Consider the following 22,118-nt stretch of genomic DNA (forward strand, 5'->3'; position numbering starts at 1 on the left):
GGGAGCGGGCCTGCTCGCTCCCACAGGATTTGGCGTACACCCGCCCAAGTTCACCAGGGCTCGAAAGCATGATGATTCCCTCCCCCTGGCGCGCCGACTTCCCGGCCATCGCCGCCCTGCAACGGCAAGACCAGACCTATCTGGACAACGCCGCCACCACGCAAAAACCCCAGGCCCTGCTCGACGCGCTGGCGCATTACTACGCCAACGGCGCGGCCAACGTGCACCGTGCCCAGCACTTGCCCGGCGCCCACGCCACGCAGGCGTTCGAGGACAGTCGCCTGAAGGTCGCCCAGTGGCTGAATGCCGGTGACAGCGGGCAGATCATCTTCACCCACGGCGCCACCAGCGCGCTGAATCTCCTGGCTTATGGCCTGGAACATCTTTTCCACCCGGGCGATGAAATTGTCATCAGCGCCCTGGAGCATCACGCCAACCTGCTGCCGTGGCAGCAACTGGCACAACGTCGCGACCTGAAACTGGTGATCCTGCCGCTGGACGATGACGGTGTGATCGACCTCGCCGCCGCCGTTCACCTGATCGGTCCGCGCACCCGCCTGCTGGCGGTCAGCCAGTTGTCCAATGTGCTCGGCGCCTGGCAACCGTTGCCGGCCCTGCTGGCGATGGCCAAGGCGCAAAACGCGCTGACGGTGGTTGATGGCGCTCAAGGCGTGGTCCACGGCCGCCATGATGTGCAGGCCCTGGGTTGCGACTTTTATGTGTTTTCCAGCCACAAGCTGTACGGCCCCGATGGCCTCGGCGTGCTGTTCGGGCGCAACGAAGCGCTCGTACAACTGCGGCCGTGGCAGTTCGGCGGCGAAATGGTGCTGGAAGCCAATTATCACGAATCCCGTTTCCGCCCTGCTCCGCTGGGCTTCGAAGCCGGAACGCCGCCGATTGCCAGCGTGATCGGCCTCGGTGCGACCCTCGACTACCTCGCCGGTCTGGATCTGGACGCCGTGTCCGCCCACGAAGCCGCGCTGCACGATTACCTGTTGCGTGGCCTCGCCGCTCGCAATGGCATTCGTCTGCTGGGCAAGCCGCAATTGGCGCTGGCGAGTTTTGTCGTGAAAGGTGTGCATAACGCCGATCTGGCGCACTTGCTGACCGAGCAAGGCATCGCCGTGCGTGCCGGGCATCACTGCGCGATGCCGCTGCTCAAGCGTTTCGAACTGGCCGGCGCGATTCGCGTGTCGCTGGCGCTGTACAACGACTCCGAAGATCTGGAGCGCTTCTTTGAAGCGCTGGATCAGGCGCTGGAGTTGTTGCGATGAGCCTGCCGGTCGAGGCCGCCGAAGCCCTGCAAACCTTTCAGAACGCCGCCGGTTGGGAACAACGGGCGCGTTTGCTGATGCAGTTTGGTGATCGTCTGCCGCCGTTGAGCGATGCGGACAAGTGCGACACCAACCGGGTGCATGGCTGTGAAAGTCAGGTGTGGCTGATCGGCGAGTTGCGCGATGGCCACTGGCAGTTCGCGGCGAGCAGCGATGCGCGGATGATTCGCGGATTGGTGGCGTTGTTGCTGTTGCGGGTCAACGGCTTGAATGCTGAAGAATTGCAGCAGGTGAATCTGCCGGACTGGTTCAATCAGCTGGGGTTGTCGCGCCAGCTGTCGCCGTCGCGCAGCAATGGCCTGAATGCCGTGCTGCAGCGGATGAACGAACTGGCCCGCTAAAAGGGCTGCCACGCAGCCCTGTGCTTCAGGCCTGAGGCTTGACCCGATCCGCCGGACGACGGACACCCGCGACAATCTTGTCCACCGCCTTGGTCGCCGCGACCATGCCGAACGTCGCGGTCACCATCATCACCGCGCCAAACCCGCCGGCGCAATCCAGCTTCACGCCGTCGCCGACAAAACTCTTCTGCAGGCAGATGCTGCCGTCCGGTTTCGGATAGCGCAGCTGTTCGGTGGAGAACACGCACGGCACGCTGTAGTGACGGGTCACAGTGCGCGAGAAGCCGTAATCGCGGCGCAGTGTGGAGCGCACTTTCGACGCCAGTGGATCGTTGAACGTGCGGTTGAGATCGCAGACCTGAATCAGTGTCGGATCGATCTGCCCGCCGGCGCCACCGGTGGTGATGATCTGGATCTTGCGGCGCTTGCACCAGGCGATCAGCGCGGCCTTGGCGTTGACCGCATCGATGCAGTCGATCACGCAGTCGATGTTCGGCGTGATGTATTCGGCCATGGTGTCGCGGGTGACGAAGTCCGCCACGGCGTGCACCTTGCAGTCCGGGTTGATCCCGCGCAGGCGCTCGGCCATCACCTCGACCTTGGGTTTGCCGACCGTGCTGTCCAGCGCATGCAACTGGCGGTTGGCGTTGCTGACGCAGACATCGTCGAGGTCGAACAGGGAAATCTCGCCCACCCCGCATCGGGCCATGGCTTCCGCCGCCCAGGAACCGACGCCGCCAACGCCGACAATCGCCACGTGGGCGGCGCGCAGACGCTCCATCCCTTCAATGCCATACAAACGGGCGATGCCTGCAAACCGCGGATCTTCTGTACTCATGACCATTACCCCAAAAACCGGCGCGCATTATAGGGCCGTCGGCGGCCAAGAGCACCTTTGCGCTATGAACGGCGAACCTGCCTGCTTTAATTAAAGCTGCACGTAACAAAGTTTTGCCTTACATGCTGAAACGAAAGAACTTAAGTCGGGTTGGATTGCCCAACGTCCGGCATTTCCCTGTCTGTTGTAGGACTCGGCGAACTGCCGGTGTAGGATGCGCGCCCTCAGGCGTCAACCAGCCGACCCTTCGTTCCACAGACCTTGGAACCCGACACAGCTATGTCATCGCGTAAATTTGGACTCAACCTGGTGGTGGTTCTGGCAATCGCCGCCCTGTTCACCGGTTTCTGGGCGCTGATCAACCGCCCCGTCTCCGCGCCGAACTGGCCGGAGCAGATCTCCGGTTTCTCCTATTCACCGTTCCAGCAAGGACAGTTCCCGCAGAAGGATCAGTATCCGACTGACGACGAAATGCGCCGCGACCTTGAGATCATGAGCAAGCTGACGGACAACATCCGCATCTACTCGGTCGACGGTTCCCTGCAAGACATCCCGAAACTGGCTGAAGAGTTCGGCCTGCGCGTGACCCTGGGGATCTGGATCAGCCCCGACCAGGAACGCAACGAACGGGAAATCACCCGCGCCATCGAACTGGCCAACACCTCGCGCAGCGTGGTTCGCGTGGTGGTCGGTAACGAAGCGATCTTCCGCAAGGAAATCACCGCCCAGGAACTCAGCGTCCTGCTCGACCGCGTGCGCGCGGCCGTGAAAGTGCCGGTGACTACCTCCGAACAGTGGCACGTCTGGGAAGAACACCCGGAACTGGCCAAGCACGTCGACCTGATCGCCGCGCACGTTCTGCCTTACTGGGAGTTCATTCCGGTGGACAAGGCCGGGCAGTTCGTTTTCGACCGCGCCCGCGATCTGAAAAAGATGTTCCCGAAAAAGCCGCTGCTGCTGTCCGAAGTGGGCTGGCCGAGCAACGGCCGCATGCGCGGTGGCGCCGATGCGTCGCCGGCGGATCAGGCGATCTACCTGCGCACGCTGGTGAACAAACTCAACCGCCAGGGCTTCAACTACTTCGTGATCGAAGCGTTTGACCAGCCGTGGAAGGCCAGCGACGAAGGTTCGGTCGGCGCTTACTGGGGCGTGTTCAACGCTGCGCGCCAGCAGAAATTCAACTTCGAAGGCCCGGTGGTAGCGATCCCGCAATGGCGCGTGCTGGCCATCGGTTCGGTGGTGCTGGCGCTGTTGTCGCTGACCCTGCTGATGATCGACGGCTCGGCCCTGCGCCAGCGCGGCCGTACCTTTCTGACCTTTATCGCGTTCCTGTGCGGTTCGGTACTGGTGTGGATCGGTTACGACTACAGTCAGCAATACAGCACGTGGTTCAGCCTGACGGTGGGCTTCCTGCTGGCGCTCGGTGCGCTCGGGGTGTTCATCGTGTTGCTGACCGAGGCCCACGAACTGGCCGAAGCCGTGTGGATTCACAAGCGTCGCCGTGAATTCCTGCCGGTGGTCGGCGATTCGGACTATCGCCCGAAAGTCTCGATCCACGTGCCCTGCTACAACGAGCCGCCGGAGATGGTCAAACAGACCCTCAACGCCCTGGCCAACCTCGACTATCCGGACTTCGAAGTCCTGATCATCGACAACAACACCAAGGACCCGGCAGTCTGGGAACCGGTGCGCGACTACTGCGAAACCCTCGGCCCGCGCTTCAAGTTCTTCCACGTTTCGCCCCTGGCCGGCTTCAAGGGCGGTGCGCTGAACTACCTGATCCCGCACACCGCCAAGGACGCCGAAGTGATCGCGGTGATCGACTCCGACTACTGCGTGCACCCGAACTGGCTCAAGCACATGGTGCCGCACTTCGCCGACCCGAAAATCGCCGTGGTGCAGTCGCCGCAGGACTACCGCGACCAGAACGAAAGCACCTTCAAGAAGCTCTGCTACGCCGAATACAAAGGCTTCTTCCACATCGGCATGGTCACCCGCAACGACCGCGACGCGATCATCCAGCACGGCACCATGACCATGACCCGTCGCTCGGTTCTGGAAGAACTGGGCTGGGCCGACTGGTGCATCTGTGAAGACGCCGAACTCGGTCTGCGCGTATTCGAAAAAGGCCTGTCGGCGGCGTATTACCACGACAGTTACGGCAAGGGTCTGATGCCGGACACCTTCATCGACTTCAAGAAGCAGCGTTTCCGCTGGGCCTACGGCGCGATCCAGATCATCAAGCGTCACACCCGCAGCCTGCTGCGCGGCAAGGACACCGAATTGACTCGCGGCCAGCGTTACCACTTCCTCGCGGGCTGGCTGCCGTGGGTGGCGGACGGCATGAACATTTTCTTCACCGTCGGCGCGTTGCTGTGGTCGGCGGCGATGATCATCGTGCCGCAACGGGTCGACCCGCCACTGCTGATCTTCGCGATCCCGCCGCTGGCGCTGTTCGTATTTAAGGTCGGCAAGATCATCTTCCTCTACCGTCGCGCCGTGGGCGTGAACCTGAAAGATGCGTTCTGCGCGGCACTGGCCGGTCTGGCGTTGTCGCACACCATCGCCAAAGCGGTGCTGTACGGTTTCTTCACCAGCAGCATTCCGTTCTTCCGCACCCCGAAAAACGCCGACAACCATGGCTTCTGGGTGGCGATTTCCGAGGCCCGGGAAGAGCTGTTCATCATGCTGCTGTTGTGGGGCGCGGCGCTGGGGATTTATCTGGTGCAGGGCATTCCGAGCAACGACATGCGCTTCTGGGTGGCCATGCTGCTGGTGCAGTCGCTGCCCTACGTGGCGGCGCTGATCATGGCGTTCCTGTCGTCGCTGCCGAAACCTTCGGCGGCGCCTGAACCGGCACCTGTCGTCTAATTCCTCGACGAAGCACTAAACGGCGGCCAATGGTCGCCGTTTTGCTTTAAGATAACCGCCATTTTGCGGGGCTTGGCGTGATATCCAACCCTGTGGGAGTGAGCTGGCCCGCGATGGCAATGTAACAATCAGCCTTTATGTTGACTGACACACCGCCAACGCCAGCAGGCTGGCTCCCACTTTGGCCCTCGCCCAATTTCAATCCGGAGTTTTCCATGACGGCCCACGCCGACCTTTCGCCGACCCTCCAACTCGCCATCGACCTGATCCGCCGTCCTTCCGTGACGCCGGTCGACGCCGATTGCCAGAAACAGATGATGCAGCGCCTGGGCGATGCCGGTTTCACCCTCGAGCCGATGCGCATCGAAGATGTGGATAACTTCTGGGCGACTCACGGCAAAAGCGACGGCCCGGTGCTGTGCTTCGCCGGTCACACCGACGTGGTGCCGACCGGCCCGGTGACGGCGTGGCAGATCGACCCGTTCAACGCGGTGATCGACGAACACGGCATGCTCTGCGGCCGTGGCGCAGCGGACATGAAAGGCAGCCTGGCCTCGATGACCGTGGCAGCCGAGCGCTTCGTCGCCGACTACCCGGATCACAAGGGCAAGGTCGCATTCCTGATCACCAGCGACGAAGAAGGCCCGGCGCATCACGGCACTAAAGCTGTGGTCGAGCGTCTGGCAGCCCGTAAGGAGCGTCTGGACTGGTGCATCGTCGGCGAACCGTCGAGCACCACGCTGGTAGGCGACGTGGTGAAGAACGGTCGTCGCGGCTCCCTCGGCGCCAAGCTGACCGTGCGCGGAGTGCAGGGCCACGTGGCCTATCCGCACCTGGCGAAGAACCCGATCCACCTCGCTGCCCCGGCCCTGGCCGAGCTGGCCGCCGAGCACTGGGATCACGGCAACGACTTCTTCCCGCCGACCAGTTTCCAGATTTCCAACGTCAATTCCGGCACCGGCGCGACCAACGTGATTCCGGGCGATCTGGTGGCGTTGTTCAACTTCCGCTTCTCCACCGAATCGACCGTTGAAGGCCTGCAGAAACGCGTCGCCGACATCCTCGACAAGCACGGCCTGGACTGGCACATCGACTGGGCGCTGTCCGGTCTGCCGTTCCTCACCGAGCCGGGCGCGCTGCTCGATGCAGTGTCGTCGAGCATCAAGCAGATCACCGGCCGCGAGACCAAGGCGTCCACCAGCGGTGGCACCTCCGATGGCCGTTTCATCGCGACCATGGGCACGCAGGTTGTTGAACTGGGCCCGGTCAACGCGACCATCCACCAGGTCAACGAGCGCGTGCTGGCGGCCGATCTCGATGTACTGACCGAGATCTACTACCAGACCCTGATCAAGTTGCTTGCCTGATGCTTGCGTGCCCGATCTGCAGTGAACCGCTGAACGCGGTGGACAACGGCGTGGTCTGCCCCGCAGGCCACCGCTTCGACCGTGCGCGTCAGGGTTACCTGAACCTGTTGCCGGTGCAGCACAAGAACAGCCGCGATCCCGGCGACAACCAGGCGATGGTCGAGGCCCGCCGCGACTTTCTGAACGCCGGGCATTACGCGCCGGTGGCCAAGCGTCTGGCGGAACTGGCGGCCAGTTATGCGCCGGCCCGCTGGGTCGATATCGGTTGTGGCGAGGGCTACTACACCGCGCAGATCGCCGAGGCCTTGCCGGACGCTGACGGTTACGCACTGGACATTTCGAAGGAAGCGGTCAAGCGCGCCTGCAAACGCAATCCTTCGCTGACGTGGTTGATTGCGAGCATGGCCCGTGTGCCATTGGCTTCCGGCAGCTGCCAGTTTCTGGCCAGTGTCTTCAGCCCGCTGGACTGGGAAGAGGCCAAGCGCCTGCTCAGCGTTGGTGGCGGTCTGATGAAAGTCGGCCCGACCAGCGGCCACCTGATGGAACTGCGCGAACGCCTGTACGACGAAGTGCGCGAATACACCGACGACAAGCACCTGGCCCTGGTGCCGGAAGGCATGACGCTGGCCCACAGCGAAACCCTGGAATTCAAGCTGACGCTGGACAAGCCCGAGGATCGCGCCAACCTGCTGGCGATGACGCCCCACGGCTGGCGCGCGAGTGCCGAGCGCCGCGCGGCGGTGATCGAGCAGGCCGAGCCGTTCGTGACCACCGTGTCGATGCGCTACGATTATTTCGTTCTTCAATAACTTTTGGACTCGGGCAAGCAGCCCGGGACCGGCTAAATCCGCGAATGGATTTTTCAGACCCGCAGTGAGGATATCCATGCGCCAACCGGACATCGAGATTTACCTGAAAGACGCCGACGTCGACCACAAGGCCATTTCCGCCTGGCTGGGCGCCGCCCTCGGCCCGTGCAGCGACTGGGTACAGAAAGGTCAGACCTACAAGTGCAAGGCCGGCAATATCCCGGTGACCTGGCTGCCGAAAGCCGTGGGCAAGTGGAACAGCCTGTACCTGGAAAGCGACCAGACGCCATGGGATGACGATATCGCCTGTGCCCGTGCAGCGTTTGCCGCGCTGAACGTCGAAGTGCGCTGCGCGCCGGGGACGTGGATCGAGGAAGAAGGTGAGGAAACGGCGGACCGCTGGATCCGGATCAGCGCCGATGGTGAAGAAGAGATCACCTGGAAAACTGCCTGACGCTGAACACTCCCGCGCTCTGTGCCCCACGGTGGACGCAGAACGCGGGAACGATCGTTACAGGCCTACAACATCCTCAGCCTGCAAGCCCTTCTGCCCTTCCACCACCGCGTATTCAACCTGCTGACCCTCGGTCAGCGAACGGTGGCCTTCGCCGCGGATCGCGCGGTAGTGCACGAACACGTCCACCCCGTCTTCGCGCTGAATGAAGCCGTAGCCCTTGGCATCGTTGAACCACTTCACGTTGCCGGTTTCACGTGTTGCCATCTGTTCATACTCCTTTTTTATTATTGAACAGGCTTTTCGCAGGAAAGCCTTTGCGGAACGTCAGCCTGCGTCCGACGTCCATAAGAGGGCCCCGGCGACAGACCGCCGAGTATATGACAGGCGGCAAAACTCTCAACAGGAGATTACTTCGCCGCTTTTTTGCCGATTTTCCATGAATCCGGCACACTATCGACCGCCCGAGCAAACGCTCGGTTTATCCACTCACGCAGAAGCCGTATGACCCGTTCCCCGTTCCGCCGTCTTGTGTTTGGCACCTTGCGCCGACTGTTGTATCTCTGGGTCCGCTCCGAGACGATCAACCAGTCGTCGTTCACCCTCAACCTCGACCGCAGTCGTCCGGTGTTCTACGTCCTGCAAAACCCATCGCTGACTGATCTGGCGGTGGTCGACACCGAGTGCACCAAGGCCGGTCTGCCGCGCCCGGTGCTGCCGGTGTCAGTGGGTTCGCTGATCGAACCGGCGGCGTTCTTCTATCTGACGCCGGACCCGGACTGGCTCGGCCGTCAGGACAAGCGCGGCGCACCGCCGACCCTGACCCGACTGGTCAGCGCCCTCAGCCAGAATGCCGCCGAGGACGCACAGATCATTCCGGTCAGCGTGTTCTGGGGCCAGTCGCCGGACAGCGAGAACAGCCCGTGGAAACTGCTGTTCGCCGACAGCTGGGCCGTCACCGGGCGCCTGCGTCGGCTGCTGAGCATCATGATTCTGGGTCGCAAGACTCGCGTGCAATTCTCCGCGCCGATCCACCTGCGCGAGCTGATCGAACACAACAAGGGCCACGAGCGCACCGTGCGCATGGCCCAGCGGATCCTGCGGGTGCACTTCCGCAACCTCAAGGCTGCAGTGATCGGCCCGGACATCTCCCACCGCCGCAACCTGGTCAAAGGTCTGCTCAACCAGCCACTGGTCAAGCAAGCGATCCTCGACGAAGCCGAGCGCGAAAACATCTCCCCGGAAAAAGCCAAGGCCCAGGCCCTGCGCTACGGCAACGAAATCGCCTCGGACTACACCTACACCGCGATCCGTTTTCTGGAAGTGGTGCTGAGCTGGTTCTGGAACAAGATCTACGACGGAATCAAGGTCAACCACATCGAAGGCGTGCAGAAGGTCGCCCAGGGTCACGAAGTGATCTACGTGCCGTGCCACCGCAGCCACATCGACTACCTGCTGCTGTCGTACTTGCTGTTTCGCAACGGCCTGACCCCTCCGCACATTGCGGCCGGGATCAACCTCAACATGCCGGTGATCGGCAGTCTGCTGCGTCGTGGCGGCGCGTTCTTCATGCGCCGCACCTTCAAGGGCAATCCGCTGTACACCTCGGTCTTCAACGAATACCTGCACACCCTGTTCACCAAAGGTTTCCCGGTCGAATACTTCGTCGAGGGCGGTCGCTCGCGTACCGGGCGCATGCTGCAACCGAAAACCGGGATGCTCGCGATCACCATGCGCAGCTTCCTGCGCTCGTCGCGGATGCCGATCGTGTTCGTGCCGGTGTACATCGGTTACGAACGCGTACTCGAAGGTCGTACCTACCTCGGCGAACTGCGTGGTGCGAGCAAGAAGAAAGAATCGATCTTCGACATCTTCAAAGTCATCGGCGCGCTCAAGCAGCGCTTCGGCCAGGTGGCGGTGAACTTCGGCGAGCCGATCAAACTGGCAGAATTCCTCGACAGCGAGCAGCCGGGTTGGCGCCAGCAGGAGCTGGGCCCGCAATTCAAACCGGCGTGGCTCAACGAAACCACCAATCGCCTCGGCGAGAAAGTCGCGCAGCATCTCAATGAAGCGGCGGCGATCAACCCGGTGAATCTGGTGGCGCTGGCGCTGCTGTCCACCACTCGTCTGGCACTGGATGACCGGGCCATGGCGCGGGTGCTGGATCTGTATCTGGCGCTGTTGCGCAAGGTCCCGTACTCGCCGCACACCACCCTGCCGGAAGGTGATGGCCGGGTGTTGATCGAACACGTGAAGGACATGGATCTGCTGTCCGAGCAGAACGATGCACTGGGCAAGATTCTGTATCTGGACGAGCAGAATGCCGTCCTGATGACCTACTACCGCAACAACGTGCTGCACATCTTCGCCCTGCCGGCGCTGCTGGCGAGTTTCTTCCAGAGCACTTCGCGCATGAGCCGCGAGCAGATCCTGCGCTACACCCGAGCGCTGTATCCGTATCTGCAGGCGGAGCTGTTCATCCGTTGGAGCCTGGACGAACTGGATGCGGTGATCGATCAGTGGCTGGAGGCTTTCGTCGAACAGGGCCTGCTGCGTTTCGAGAAAGACGTCTACCTGCGCCCGGCGCCGAGCTCACGGCATTTCGTGCTGCTGACCCTGCTGTCGAAGAGCATCGCCCAGACCCTGCAGCGCTTCTACATGACCGTGTCGTTGTTGCTCAACGCCGGCCAGAACACCATCAGCGCCGAAGAACTGGAAGACCTGTGCACAGTCATGGCCCAGCGCCTGTCGATCCTGCATGGCCTGAACGCACCGGAGTTCTTCGACAAGAGCCTGTTCCGCCACTTCATCCAGACGATGCTCGATCTGGATGTGCTGCGTCGTGACGAAGCAGGGAAGTTGAGCTATCACGAACTGCTCGGCGAACTGGCCGAAGGCGCAGCCAAACGGGTGTTGCCGGCGGAGATTCGTTTGTCGATTCGTCAGGTGGCGTTGCATCGCAGTGAAGATGCAGCGGAAACAGCAACGGCTCCAGACATCTGAAACTTGAGGACAACTAACCGGAAGACCGGATCGTTTTCCGGTTAGTTGTTTTATGAATTAATGGGCTCTTTTTAATCGATAAGGAAATCGAGATGAGCCTGTTAAACGAGTCTCTTCAAAACATCACCGTAACGTTTAGCCTTCCAGCAGAATTCAGTGCCCCTCTCGACGGAGATAATGAAACCGTTGTAGACGTTCAAGTGATCAATACCCGGCAACCGTTAAGCATCAAACACTGGAAACATCCCTCCATTGTCGACGGCCAGTGGAATTTCAGTTTTCCCCATCGATATAGCGATGTGAGCATCAAATACCGCGTCACCATCCAGCTGTTTCATAACGGGCAGCCCTTGTTGCTGGAACAGGATCACTTCGTCATTGTTCATCAGGCGCCCCATCGGCAGACGCTGCATCTGAGTCCGATCGGTTACTTGTACGTTGAAGTGCAGGAACCCGAAATGATTCCCCCCGAACAGGCAATCACCATCAGCCTGCATGAAAACGAAAGTCCCGGTGTCGAACTGGCGCGCGTTTCTCACGATGAGGAAACGGCCACTTCGTTTTATCTTGAATATGATCCGGAGCATGTGGTGCCGGGCAAACGCTATGCACTTACCGGCATAGAAAACAGATACCACCAACGGCTTTCTGTATTTCCTGAAGCTATCGAACTTGTACCAGCGACACGTCCGGCCCGATCGCGCCTGTTGCGGGTAATCGATCAGTGGCTGAATGAACCGTTACGTTTGTTCACTGACTCATTATCCAAAATCCGCTAGATTTCCTTGGGCGCCCCTCTGGCGCCCAAGTCTTTTGAGGTCCCCATGAAAAAACTTTCTCTTCTCGCCGCCGCCACCTTGTTGAGCGCCTGCCAGTCCACCACACCGAGCGGTAAAGCGAGCCTGGACGGCGAAGTGTTCTACCTGCAACGCATCGCCCTGCCGCCAAGCGCGACCTTGAGTGTGAGCCTGCAGGACGTTTCGCTGGCCGATGCGCCGGCCGTCGTGCTCGACGAACAGAAAGGCCCGATCAAGGGACAAGTGCCGCTGCCGTTCCATTTGAGCTACGATCCGGCCCAGGTCAAACCCGGCCACCGCTACTCGGTCAGCGCACGCATCGAGGTCAACGGCGAGCTGATGTTCATCACCACCGAAAACCATGCCGTGCAGCTTGATGGCAAGGATCCGCAGCCGCTGAAGATCCGCGTCGACGCCGCCCGCTAACGCTCTTATGAACAAGGAAGCCTTGATGCTCCGCCCTACCCTCCGCTTCGCCGGCCTGTGCGCGGGCCTGATGATCTCCGCCAGCGCCATGGCCCTATCCCTCAGCGACCTGTCGCAAGGCGACGCTACCGGCGGCCTCAAGGACGCCCTGACCCAGGGTGCGCAACTGGCCGTCAAACAACTCGGCACCCCTGGCGGCTTCAGCAATAACCCGGACGTGAAAATCGAACTGCCGGGCAAACTCGGCAAAGTCGCCGGCAAGATGAAAGCGTTCGGCATGGGCGCCCAGGTCGATGAACTGGAAACCGCCATGAACAAGGCCGCGGAAACCGCCGTGACCCAGGCCCAGCCGATCCTGGTCGACGCCGTGAAGAAAATGAGCGTGGCCGACGCCAAAGGCATCCTCAGCGGCGGCAACGACTCCGCCACCCAATACCTGGACAAATCCAGCCGCGAACAAATCCGCGTCAAGTTCCTGCCGATCGTCAAACAGGCGACCGACAAGGTAGGCGTGGCGCAGAAGTACAACTCCTTCGCCGGCCAGGCTGCGACACTGGGCGTGGTCGACGCGAAGAGCGCGAACATCGAAAGCTACGTCACCGAACAAGCGCTGAACGGCCTGTTCGAGATGATCGGCAAACAGGAAGAAACCATCCGCAAAAACCCGGCCGCTGCGGCGACGAGTCTGGCGAAGAAGGTGTTTGGCAGCCTCTAGGCCAACGCTGCACGGGAGCGAGACAACTCGCTCCCGTCCTTCAATACACTGGCTGGACTGCGTAAAAAGAACACCCACTCGCTGCCCATTTTCCTTTTCTCGAAGACCTGCAATTCGACCAGCCCATTCAGGGCCGACATCGCGGTGCTGCAAGAACAACCCAAGTGTTCCCTCACGTTGCTCGCCGTAAACTCCTTCGCCACTCCGCTCTTGGCCACCTGATACAGCGCCCGCTGCCTTGGCGTCAGCCGCTCGAAAAAACCCGACGCCATCAGCCAGCGCTCAAAGTCTTCCGTGTACGCCAGGCTTTTGCGGTAGACATCCGTGAAGCGACTGACCGCACGCTGAATCACCGAACACTGAAACTCGATGAAATACGTCAGATCCAGTTCATCAGCCTCGCTATGCAAATACGACCGCCCGTACTTCACCGGCGCATTGCGCAGCAAAGGACTGATCGCAATGTAGCGAAATGCCGAAAACTCGTGCTTGAACATGAACCAGTAGAACAACGCCCTCGCAACCCGTCCGTTGCCATCGCGAAACGGATGTTCGTAGCCCAGAGAAAAATGCAGCGTGATCGCCTTGATCAACGGGTGCAGGTAGTCCCTTTCTTGAGGTGAACCGAGTGGCTGATTGATCCAGCGTACGAGCCTCTGCAAACGCATCACCAGCCCGATAGCGGGCGGCGGTGTATGCACCGTGTTGCCCTCGCCATCCTGTACCACCACGTCATCGTTCGTCCTGAAAAAACCGGGACTGTATTGCGCGTCATCGATCCCCTCGACACCCACCCGATGCATTGCCGCGATCAAGTCGACGCTCAAGGGTTGGTAACGGTTTTCCCAGGCGAAATTCATCATCCTGTAATTGCCCATGACCATGCGCTCATCCGGCGTGCGCGGCTGCCGTTGATACTTGAGCATGTCCTTGGCAACTCGCGTGGTGGTGGCCGCACCTTCCAACTGGCTGCTGGCGATCACTTCGTCTTCGATCAGATCATTGAGCAAATAACTGAAATGCGACCGTTCGCCAATCTGCCCGGTCATGCATTCCAGCGAAGCGGAAGTCGTCTGCAGATCGACGGCCGAAAGGGTTTTCCGTGCCGAGGGTGTCAGCAAATACTTGCCCCACTGCGGCGGCTCACCCAATGGCAGGAGATTGATGTACTGCGCAGCCCTCGCCCTCTTCACCAGCGCCCAACACAAACGAGCGTCCAGCCCCGGCGCCCAGCGATAGCGCAAATCCTCGAAAGGCAAGTAACGCCCCCGATCATCGAGAGGCTTGAGCAGCGCCAGATAATCCACCAGATACTGCTTGTGCGGCGCCTGCGCCAACAAGTCGAACACCGGATCGGACCGTCCTTTCAATACTGGCGGCTTCTTCACAAAAAACCTCTCGATCACTCAAAAAAACAGAGAACCGAGTACAACACCCCAGACCAGACGGCCTCAATATCAGAAAATTCTGAAAAAGCTGTAAGAGACACCGCAGCCCATAGCCACTCAAACACGATGAGCGTTAGCTCGAGTAAAGCTTTTGACGCGCCGGCCCCATCGGCAGGCTGAGTGGAGGGATTTATCCGGGGGTAGGCGCGAAGCGCCGTTCGACGAAGTCGAACACATCGAGAGGAGGTGCAGCGAAGCAAACCGGAGGCGATGCCCCCGGATGAATCCCGTAACGAAGGAACACCGAGCCAAAGCGAGGTGCCGTACGCCGGGGCCCAGACCTTTGGTTCCTTTGGGGCGTTTGCCAAAGGGACTCGCCGTAAGGGCGAAACCGCCAGCCGCAACACCCGCAGAAACGGATATACACCCAAAACCCAAGAGCCTGGCCGGCCCGAAGGCCGCCACGCTCACCAAACCAAATCAAGCCTCCTTACGCACCCGGAACCAGGCCGCATACAACGCCGGCAAAAACAAAAGCGTCAAAGCCGTAGCCACAATCAACCCCCCCATGATCGCCACTGCCATCGGCCCGAAAAACACACTGCGCGACAACGGAATCATCGCCAGCACCGCCGCCAGCGCGGTCAGCACAATCGGCCGGAACCGCCGCACAGTCGCCTCGATGATCGCCTGCCAGGGCTTGAGCCCCGCCGCGATATCCTGCTCGATCTGATCCACCAGAATCACCGAGTTGCGCATGATCATCCCCGACAGCGCGATCGTCCCGAGCATCGCCACAAACCCGAACGGCTGACGGAACACCAACAGAAACAGCGTCACCCCGATCAACCCCAGCGGCGCCGTCAGAAACACCATCGCCGTACGCGAGAAACTGCGCAGCTGCACCATCAGCAACGTCAGCACCACGACAATGAACATCGGCACACCGGCATTCACCGACTTCTGCCCGCGCTCGGAATCCTCGACGGTGCCGCCGACGTCCAGCAGATAACCGTCAGGCAATTCGGCACGGATCGGATCGAGGGTCGGCTGGATCTGTTTCACCAGCGTTGCCGGTTGCTCCTTGCCATAGATATCGGCCCGCACCGTCACGGTCGGCAGTCGATTGCGATGCCAGATGATGCCTTCCTCGAAGCCATATTCCAGCGTGGCAATCTGCGACAGCGCAACGCTGCGACCGTTGTCGGTAGGCACCGCCAGACTCGGCAGCAGCGACAGTTCGGTACGCTCATGCACGGTGCCGCGCAGGAGGATTTCGATCAACTCGTTGTCTTCGCGGTACTGGCTGACACTGGAACCGGTCAGTGAACTCTGGAGGAATTTCGCCAGGTTCGCCGTGCTCACCCCCAGCGCCCGGGCGCGGTCCTGATCGATGTTCAGGTACACGACCTTGCTCGGTTCTTCCCAGTCCAGATGCACGTTCACCACATGCGGATTCTCGCGCACCTTGGCCGCGACTTTGCGTGCCAATGCGCGGACTTCTTCGATGTGTTCACCGGTGACGCGGAACTGCACCGGATAGCCGACCGGCGGGCCGTTCTCCAGTCGCGTGACCCGCGAGCGCAGGGCCGGGAATTGTTCGTTGAGGGTATCGATCAGCCAGGTGCGCAGGGCTTCCCGTTCCTCGATGGCTTTCGCCAATACCACGAACTGGGCAAAGCTCGCCGCCGGCAGTTGTTGATCCAGCGGCAGATAGAAACGCGGCGAGCCGGTGCCGACGTAGGCCACGTAATTGTCGATGCCGGCGTGATCCTTGAGCATCGCCTCCAGTCGTTTGACCTCGCCGGTGGTGTTGGCCAGCGACGCGCCTTCCGCCAGTTTCAGGTCAACCATCAGTTCCAGCCGGTTGGAGGCCGGGAAGAACTGCTGCGGGACGAACTTGAACAGCATCACCGAGGCGACGAACAGCCCCACCGTCAGCACGATCACTGTCTTGCGCCGACGCACGCACCACTCCACCAGACGTCGAACCCGCTGATAAAACGGTGTGGCATAAGGGTCCGGCTGACCGTCACCACTGCCGTGTTTGGCCGCGTGAATTTTCGCCAGGTCCGGCAGGAGTTTTTCCCCGAGGTACGGCACAAACATCACCGCCGCCACCCATGAAGCGAGCAACGCGATGGTGACGACCTGGAAGATCGAGCGGGTGTATTCACCGGTGCCGGACTGCGCGGTGGCAATCGGCAGGAAGCCTGCGGCGGTGATCAGCGTACCGGTGAGCATCGGGAACGCGGTGCTGGTCCAGGCGTAACTGGCCGCCTTGATCCGGTCAAAGCCCTGCTCCATTTTGATCGCCATCATTTCCACGGCGATGATCGCGTCATCCACCAGCAAGCCCAGCGCCAGCACCAGAGCACCGAGGGAAATCTTGTGCAGCCCGATGCCGAGGTAATACATGCAGGCGAAGGTCATCGCCAGCACCAGCGGAATGGTCAATGCCACCACCATGCCGGTGCGCACGCCAAGGGAGAAGAAGCTCACCAGCAACACGATGGCCAGCGCTTCGACCAACACCTGGACGAACTCGCCGACGCCACTTTTCACCGCCGCCGGCTGATCGGACACCTTGCGCAACTGCATGCCGGCCGGCAGGTTTTTCTGGATGCGGGAGAACTCGACTTCCAGCGCCTTGCCCAGCACCAGAATGTCACCGCCGTCCTTCATCGCCACCGCAAGCCCGATGGCGTCTTCGCCCATGAAGCGCATGCGCGGCGCCGGCGGGTCGTTGAAACCGCGCCGTACATCGGCGACATCCGAGATGCGGAACGTACGATCACCGACCCGGATCGGGAAGTTTCGGATCTCGTCGACTGTCTGAAAATTCCCCGAGACCCGTAGCTGCAATCGTTCGCTGCCGGTTTCGAAGAAGCCGGCGGTGGACACCGCGTTTTGCTCTTCCAGCGCCTGCTGGACTGCCGCCAGCGGCAAGCCGAGGGTGGCGAGTTTGACGTTGGACAGCTCGACCCAGATCTTCTCGTCCTGCAGCCCGAGCAAGTCGACCTTGCCCACGTCCTTGACCCGTTGCAGCTGGATCTGGATGCGGTCGGCGTAATCCTTGAGCACGGCGTAGTCGAAACCGTCGCCGGTCAGGGCGTAGATATTGCCGAACGTGGTGCCGAATTCATCGTTGAAGAATGGCCCCTGAATGCCCGGCGGCAAAGTCTGACGGATATCGCCGACCTTCTTGCGCACCTGATACCAGAGGTCCGGAATCTCGACCGAATGCATCGAGTCGCGGGCGATGAAGGTGACCTGTGATTCACCGGGACGGGAGAACGAAACGATGCGTTCGTACTCGCCGGTTTCCATCAGCTTCTTTTCGATGCGCTCGGTGACCTGGCGCGAGACTTCCTGCGCCGTGGCGCCGGGCCAGCGGGTCTGGATGACCATGGCCTTGAAGGTGAACGGCGGGTCTTCGCTCTGTCCGAGTTTGGTGTAGGACAAGGCGCCGACGATGGCCAGCAAAAGCATCAGGAACAGTACGATCTGGCGATTACGCAGCGCCCATTCGGAAAGGTTGAAGCGCATCGGGACTTACTCCTTGTCCGCCAGATTGACCACACGGTTGGAGCGATCCACGGGACGCACCTGCTGCCCTTCCAGCAGCACATGCACGCCGGCGGCCACGACCCAGTCGCTGGCGTTGAGGCCTTCGAGCACCGGCACGGTTTTCTCGCCGAACGGGCCGATGCGCACGGGCGTCTTTTTCAAGGTGTTGTTGGCGCTGACGACCCAGACGTAGGTCGCGCCGTTTTCGGCGGTCAGGGCCGAGAGTGGCACCGACAGCGGGATCACGTCGGCGGTCTGGACGAACACCCGGGCGCTCTGGCCGAGTTCGACAGGCACGTTGCCGGCGGTGAAGGCGATGCGGGCGGCGAAGGTTCGGGATTTCGGATCGGCCGCTGGCGAGAGCTCACGGATTTTGCCGGCGAAGCGCTGGTTCGGTTGCGTCCACAGCTCCACGGAAACAGGCTGGCCAACCTTGAAGCGGCCGAAGCTTTGCTCCGGGAGGCTGATCAGCACTTCGCGTTCGCCATCGGTGGCGAGGGTGAATACGGTCTGCCCGGCGGCGACCACTTGCCCGACTTCCACCGAACGCTTGGCTACCACGCCATCCTGAGGCGCACGCAGCACGGCGTAACTGGCCTGGTTGGTCGAGACGTTGAATTCGGCTTTGATCTGCTTGAGACGCGCCTCTCCGGAGCGGTAGAGGTTTTCGGCATTGTCGTAGGCCGAGCGGCTGACCATCTGCCGCTCCATCAGGGTCTTGTAGCGGTCACGCTCGGCGCGCACCAGATTCAGATTGGCTTCGGCGGCGGTGACCTGAGCGCGGGTGGCTTCCAGTTGCAGGCGTACGTCCTGCGGGTCGAGTTCGGCCAGGGGTTGATCGGCCTTCACGCGCTGGCCTTCCTCGACCAGTCGTCGGCTGACTTTGCCGCCGATGCGGAACGCCAGATCCGGTTCGTAGCGGGCGCGAACCTCGCCCGGATAACTTTCCATTGCCTGCGCCGAAGGCTCTGGCTGCACCACCATGGCCGGTCGCACGCTGACTGGCGTCACCTCTTCCTTACCACACGCCGACAATAAAAACGCCAGAGTGACTGGCACCGCAAAGGACAACGCATGGCGGAACATGGTGAAGGACCTTTCGCTAAGGAGGCTTGGAATAATTATACTGGCCGGTATGTTATTAATAGCAAACTCACCAGTCCAGTATTAAAAGCGAAGAATGTCGAACAATCTTTCAGCTCCAAACGGCCCCGGCCGCCCGAAGGATCCGGCCAAGCGCCAGGCGATTCTCGAAGCGGCGAAAATCCTGTTCCTGAGTCACGGCTATGCCAACACCAGCATGGACGCGGTGGCCGCCGAGGCTGGCGTGTCGAAGCTGACGGTCTACAGCCATTTCAATGACAAGGAGACGCTGTTTTCCGCCGCCGTCGTGGCCAAATGCGAGGAGCAATTGCCGCCGCTGTTCTTCGAATTGCCGGACGGCATCGCGGTGGAAAATGTGTTGCTGAACATTGCCAGAGGCTTTCACCACCTGATCAACAGCGATGAATCGGTGAACCTGCATCGCCTGATCATGGCGCTGGGCAGTCAGGATCCGAAGCTGTCGCTGATCTTCTTCGAGGCCGGCCCGCAGCGCATGGTGCAAGGCATGGAGCGGCTTCTGCGGCGGATCGATGAGACTGGCGCGCTGCGTATCGACAACCCGCACAACGCCGCCGAACACTTCTTCTGCCTGATCAAGGGCGCGGGGAATTTCCGGTTGCTGTATGGCTGCGGTGAACCACTGACCGGCGAGGCGGCGGAAAGCCATGTGCAGGAAGTGGTCGAGCTGTTCATGCGTGCCTATCGCCCCTGAAAACAAAAATCCCACGCCATGCGTGGGATTTTCTTATGAGCCGGCTCAGGGCTTGAGCGCTTTCTTCGGGTAGATGTCATAGCGGCTGGATTTGCCATCCAGCGCATGGCTCGGCTTCGGCCCTTCGATGCACGGCGCCTTGCGCGGGCGCTTGACCACCACCCGGTGCGTGGCCAGCGCCAACGCGGCTTCCAGCAGGGCCGGTGCATCCGGATCGTCGCCCACCAGCGGGCGGAACAGGCGCATTTCCTTCTTCACCAGTGCGGTTTTCTCACGGTGCGGGAACATCGGGTCGAGGTAGATCACCTGCGGCGGCTCGCCTTCCCAGTTGCGCATCACGTCGATGGAGTTGCCCTTGAGCAGTGTCATCCGCGCCACGATCGGTGCCACGTCGAAATCTTCCGCCGCGCGGGCCAGACCATCCTCCAGCAACGCGCCAATCAATGGCTGGCGCTCGATCAGGCTCATCTCGCAGCCCAGGCTCGCCAGCACGAACGCATCCTTCCCGAGCCCCGCCGTGGCATCCAGCACCCGCGGACGCACGCCTTGGGCGATACCGACCGCCTTGGCGATCATCTGCCCGCTGCCACCGCCGTACAACCGGCGATGGGCCGCGCCGCCCTCGACGAAATCGACCCGCACCGGCCCCGGCGCATCCGGCCCCAGCTGTTGCAGCTGCAAGCCCTGCTCGCCGACCTGCAAGGCAAACTCGCCGTCGGCCACCTGCAACGGCAGATTCAGGCGCTGCGCCCACTGCTCGGCCTGCGCTTCGAACGTCGGGCCGAGGGCTTCGACATGGATGCGGCAGGCCGCAGGTTGCTCAATCATGGAAAACACGCTCAAAAAAGTTAAGGATCGGCAAAAACCGCCGATAACCCAATCAACGCGCATTTTGCCAGAGCTGAGCGTCGACCGAAAAAAATGTCAGGCATTCTTCCCACATCGATCGGCTACATTTCGCCCACAGGCGATTTCAGCCGTCATAACACTCAAGCATTGGGCGGCGTCAGCCACCTGTGGCAGGATTTCTTTGCCCAGGCACTGGCCGAACAATCGAGTGATGTAGTGCCGGCCTGTGGCACTTTCCCACCGGTCGATCTGGAAAGCCCTGAAGAACCGACTATCGGCAGCGAGCTGCACGCCCACATCATCGACCAGCGCGAATGCGATGTAGTGGAAACCCAGGTACGTCCGCCCGAGCCGTTGTTCCTGCCGATTGCCGAAATCGACATGACCCTGGCCGAGCCGTACCCACCGTTCCCGCCGGAAGACATCAAGACTCAGCAAAAGCAGCAGGATTTCGACAGCAGCTGGGTTCGCCCGATCGTGGTCAACAACGGCCAGCCGATTCCGGAGCCGGGCCCTGCCCCGCAGAAAAAGCCGCTGTACCTGCCGATTGCCGAGTTCGACCTGGATCTGCTGCAGCCTTACCCGCCGTTCCCGCCGGAAGAGATCGTCGAGCAGCAGAAAGCCCTGGACTTCGATAACGGCTGGGTACGCCCGATCGTTCAGCAGAACCTGCGTATCGCCGCCTGATTCCGCCCTGCTTCAGCCCTTGAAAAACTGATTGGCCTTCGCGTACGGCATCGAACGCGAGGTGAAACCGAACGTGCCCGACTGCTGGATTTCTTCCGCAGCCCGGAAGAACTCGCCAAACGCCGCCAGCGCCAGCGCCGAACCGGTACTGATGCGCTTCACACCCATTTCCTCCAGTTGCTGCACGGTCAGCTTCAGGCCACCGGACATCAATACGTTGACCGGTTTCGGCGCCACCGCTCGCACCACCGCCAACACCTCTTCAGCCGTCCTCAGACCCGGAGCATAGAGCACGTCGGCGCCCGCTTCGGCGAACGCCTGCAAACGGCGAATGGTGTCGTTGATGTCCGGATTGCCGTGCAGGTAGTTTTCCGCACGGGCCGTCAGGGTGAAGGGAAACGGTAAGGTTCGAACAGTGGCAACGGCGGCTTCGATCCGTGCCACGGCGTGTTCGAAACAGTAGATCGGTGCATCCGGCCGGCCAGTGGCATCTTCGATGGAGCCACCCACGGCGCCCGCCTCGGCGGCGCGCAGCAGGCTTTGCGCCGATTCAGCAGGATCATCGGCAAAACCGTTTTCCAGATCCACCGCCACCGGCAAGTCCGTGGCTGCAGCAATTGCCCGGACGTTGTCCAGAGTCTGTTCAAGCCCCAAAGCGCCATCGGGCTTGCCCTGGGAAAACGCATAACCGGCACTGGTGGTCGCCAGCGCCTGATAACCCAGGCTGGCAAGCATCTTCGCGGAACCGGCATCCCACGGATTGGGAATCACGAAAATCCCGGGACGTTCATGCAGGGCTTTGAAGGCTTCGGCTTTACGGACTTGTTCTTTGCGGGCTTGGGCGTCCATCGGC

At 61.2% G+C, this 22,118-nt stretch carries 19 protein-coding genes; 12 read left to right on the plus strand and 7 right to left on the minus strand.

The window, feature by feature from the left end; translation table 11 throughout:
- Nucleotides 1-68: 68 nt before the first annotated feature.
- Entirely contained in the window at nt 69-1,274 is a 1,206-nt protein-coding gene (locus tag AC07NR_RS02955) for an aminotransferase class V-fold PLP-dependent enzyme (RefSeq protein ID WP_495077762.1), read from the plus strand.
- Complete coding sequence (locus tag AC07NR_RS02960) at nt 1,271-1,675, plus strand: SufE family protein (RefSeq protein ID WP_495077763.1); 405 nt, start codon at nt 1,271-1,273, stop codon at nt 1,673-1,675. Before AC07NR_RS02955 ends, AC07NR_RS02960 begins: the two co-directional genes overlap by 4 nt.
- Nucleotides 1,676-1,700: 25 nt before the next feature.
- Here AC07NR_RS02960 and tcdA read toward each other — a convergent pair whose 3' ends face one another.
- Entirely contained in the window at nt 1,701-2,519 is an 819-nt protein-coding gene (tcdA, locus tag AC07NR_RS02965; protein WP_085702578.1) for a tRNA cyclic N6-threonylcarbamoyladenosine(37) synthase TcdA, read from the minus strand.
- A gap of 273 nt (nt 2,520-2,792) precedes the next feature.
- Here tcdA and AC07NR_RS02970 point away from each other — a divergent pair, with 273 nt between their 5' ends.
- From AC07NR_RS02970 to AC07NR_RS02985, 4 genes are all read left to right on the plus strand, one after another.
- Nucleotides 2,793-5,384 carry a glycosyltransferase gene (locus tag AC07NR_RS02970; protein WP_495077764.1) on the plus strand — a complete coding sequence of 864 codons (2,592 nt, stop codon included), beginning with the start codon at nt 2,793-2,795 and terminating at the stop codon, nt 5,382-5,384.
- A 215-nt stretch (nt 5,385-5,599) separates the two neighbouring features.
- A complete protein-coding gene (gene dapE, locus AC07NR_RS02975) occupies nt 5,600-6,751 on the plus strand; it encodes a succinyl-diaminopimelate desuccinylase (RefSeq protein WP_495077765.1) in 1,152 nt (383 codons plus the stop codon).
- Entirely contained in the window at nt 6,751-7,560 is an 810-nt protein-coding gene (locus tag AC07NR_RS02980; protein WP_495077766.1) for a putative RNA methyltransferase, read from the plus strand. Before dapE ends, AC07NR_RS02980 begins: the two co-directional genes overlap by 1 nt.
- 76 nt (nt 7,561-7,636) lie before the next feature.
- Entirely contained in the window at nt 7,637-8,014 is a 378-nt protein-coding gene (locus AC07NR_RS02985; protein ID WP_114881564.1) for a hypothetical protein, read from the plus strand.
- Between the two features lie 57 nt (nt 8,015-8,071).
- Here AC07NR_RS02985 and AC07NR_RS02990 read toward each other — a convergent pair whose 3' ends face one another.
- Nucleotides 8,072-8,281 carry a cold shock domain-containing protein gene (locus AC07NR_RS02990; protein WP_007954750.1) on the minus strand — a complete coding sequence of 70 codons (210 nt, stop codon included), beginning with the start codon at nt 8,279-8,281 and terminating at the stop codon, nt 8,072-8,074.
- Between the two features lie 237 nt (nt 8,282-8,518).
- On the opposite strand from AC07NR_RS02990, the gene plsB reads away from it, so the two are divergent.
- The 4 genes from plsB to AC07NR_RS03010 all read left to right on the plus strand — a co-directional run bounded on the left by plsB (nt 8,519) and on the right by AC07NR_RS03010 (nt 12,955).
- Nucleotides 8,519-11,017, plus strand: coding sequence for a glycerol-3-phosphate 1-O-acyltransferase PlsB (gene plsB, locus AC07NR_RS02995; protein ID WP_495077767.1), 2,499 nt, complete (start codon nt 8,519-8,521; stop codon nt 11,015-11,017).
- Between the two features lie 92 nt (nt 11,018-11,109).
- Nucleotides 11,110-11,796, plus strand: coding sequence for a hypothetical protein (locus AC07NR_RS03000; protein WP_495077768.1), 687 nt, complete (start codon nt 11,110-11,112; stop codon nt 11,794-11,796).
- Between the two features lie 45 nt (nt 11,797-11,841).
- Nucleotides 11,842-12,240, plus strand: coding sequence for a YbaY family lipoprotein (locus AC07NR_RS03005; RefSeq protein WP_085697316.1), 399 nt, complete (start codon nt 11,842-11,844; stop codon nt 12,238-12,240).
- A 25-nt stretch (nt 12,241-12,265) separates the two neighbouring features.
- Nucleotides 12,266-12,955, plus strand: a complete 690-nt coding sequence (locus tag AC07NR_RS03010) for a DUF4197 domain-containing protein (protein WP_495077769.1) — start codon at nt 12,266-12,268, stop codon at nt 12,953-12,955.
- Here AC07NR_RS03010 and AC07NR_RS03015 read toward each other — a convergent pair.
- From AC07NR_RS03015 to AC07NR_RS03025, 3 genes are all read right to left on the minus strand, one after another.
- Nucleotides 12,952-14,343 carry a Fic family protein gene (locus AC07NR_RS03015; RefSeq protein WP_495077770.1) on the minus strand — a complete coding sequence of 464 codons (1,392 nt, stop codon included), beginning with the start codon at nt 14,341-14,343 and terminating at the stop codon, nt 12,952-12,954. The two genes, AC07NR_RS03010 and AC07NR_RS03015, sit on opposite strands and share 4 nt — an antisense overlap.
- Nucleotides 14,344-14,823: 480 nt before the next feature.
- A complete protein-coding gene (locus tag AC07NR_RS03020) occupies nt 14,824-17,892 on the minus strand; it encodes an efflux RND transporter permease subunit (RefSeq protein WP_495077771.1) in 3,069 nt (1,022 codons plus the stop codon).
- Between the two features lie 6 nt (nt 17,893-17,898).
- Entirely contained in the window at nt 17,899-18,999 is a 1,101-nt protein-coding gene (locus tag AC07NR_RS03025; RefSeq protein ID WP_248738190.1) for an efflux RND transporter periplasmic adaptor subunit, read from the minus strand.
- Nucleotides 19,000-19,093: 94 nt separating this feature from the next.
- Here AC07NR_RS03025 and AC07NR_RS03030 point away from each other — a divergent pair, with 94 nt between their 5' ends.
- Nucleotides 19,094-19,729, plus strand: coding sequence for a TetR/AcrR family transcriptional regulator (locus AC07NR_RS03030; RefSeq protein WP_114881558.1), 636 nt, complete (start codon nt 19,094-19,096; stop codon nt 19,727-19,729).
- 45 nt (nt 19,730-19,774) lie between these two features.
- Here AC07NR_RS03030 and AC07NR_RS03035 read toward each other — a convergent pair whose 3' ends face one another.
- Nucleotides 19,775-20,557: a class I SAM-dependent methyltransferase gene (locus tag AC07NR_RS03035; RefSeq protein ID WP_114881557.1), complete on the minus strand. Its 783-nt coding sequence runs from the start codon at nt 20,555-20,557 to the stop codon at nt 19,775-19,777.
- Nucleotides 20,558-20,650: 93 nt separating this feature from the next.
- On the opposite strand from AC07NR_RS03035, the gene AC07NR_RS03040 reads away from it, so the two are divergent.
- Nucleotides 20,651-21,265 carry an energy transducer TonB gene (locus tag AC07NR_RS03040; RefSeq protein WP_495077772.1) on the plus strand — a complete coding sequence of 205 codons (615 nt, stop codon included), beginning with the start codon at nt 20,651-20,653 and terminating at the stop codon, nt 21,263-21,265.
- A 12-nt stretch (nt 21,266-21,277) separates the two neighbouring features.
- Here the strand turns inward: AC07NR_RS03040 and AC07NR_RS03045 are convergent, their stop codons facing one another.
- On the minus strand, nt 21,278-22,114 hold the full coding sequence (locus AC07NR_RS03045; protein ID WP_495077773.1) for an isocitrate lyase/PEP mutase family protein: 837 nt from the start codon (nt 22,112-22,114) through the stop codon (nt 21,278-21,280).
- Nucleotides 22,115-22,118 lie beyond the last annotated feature (4 nt).

It is taken from the genome of Pseudomonas sp. GW821-FHT09C09, assembly GCF_059418105.1.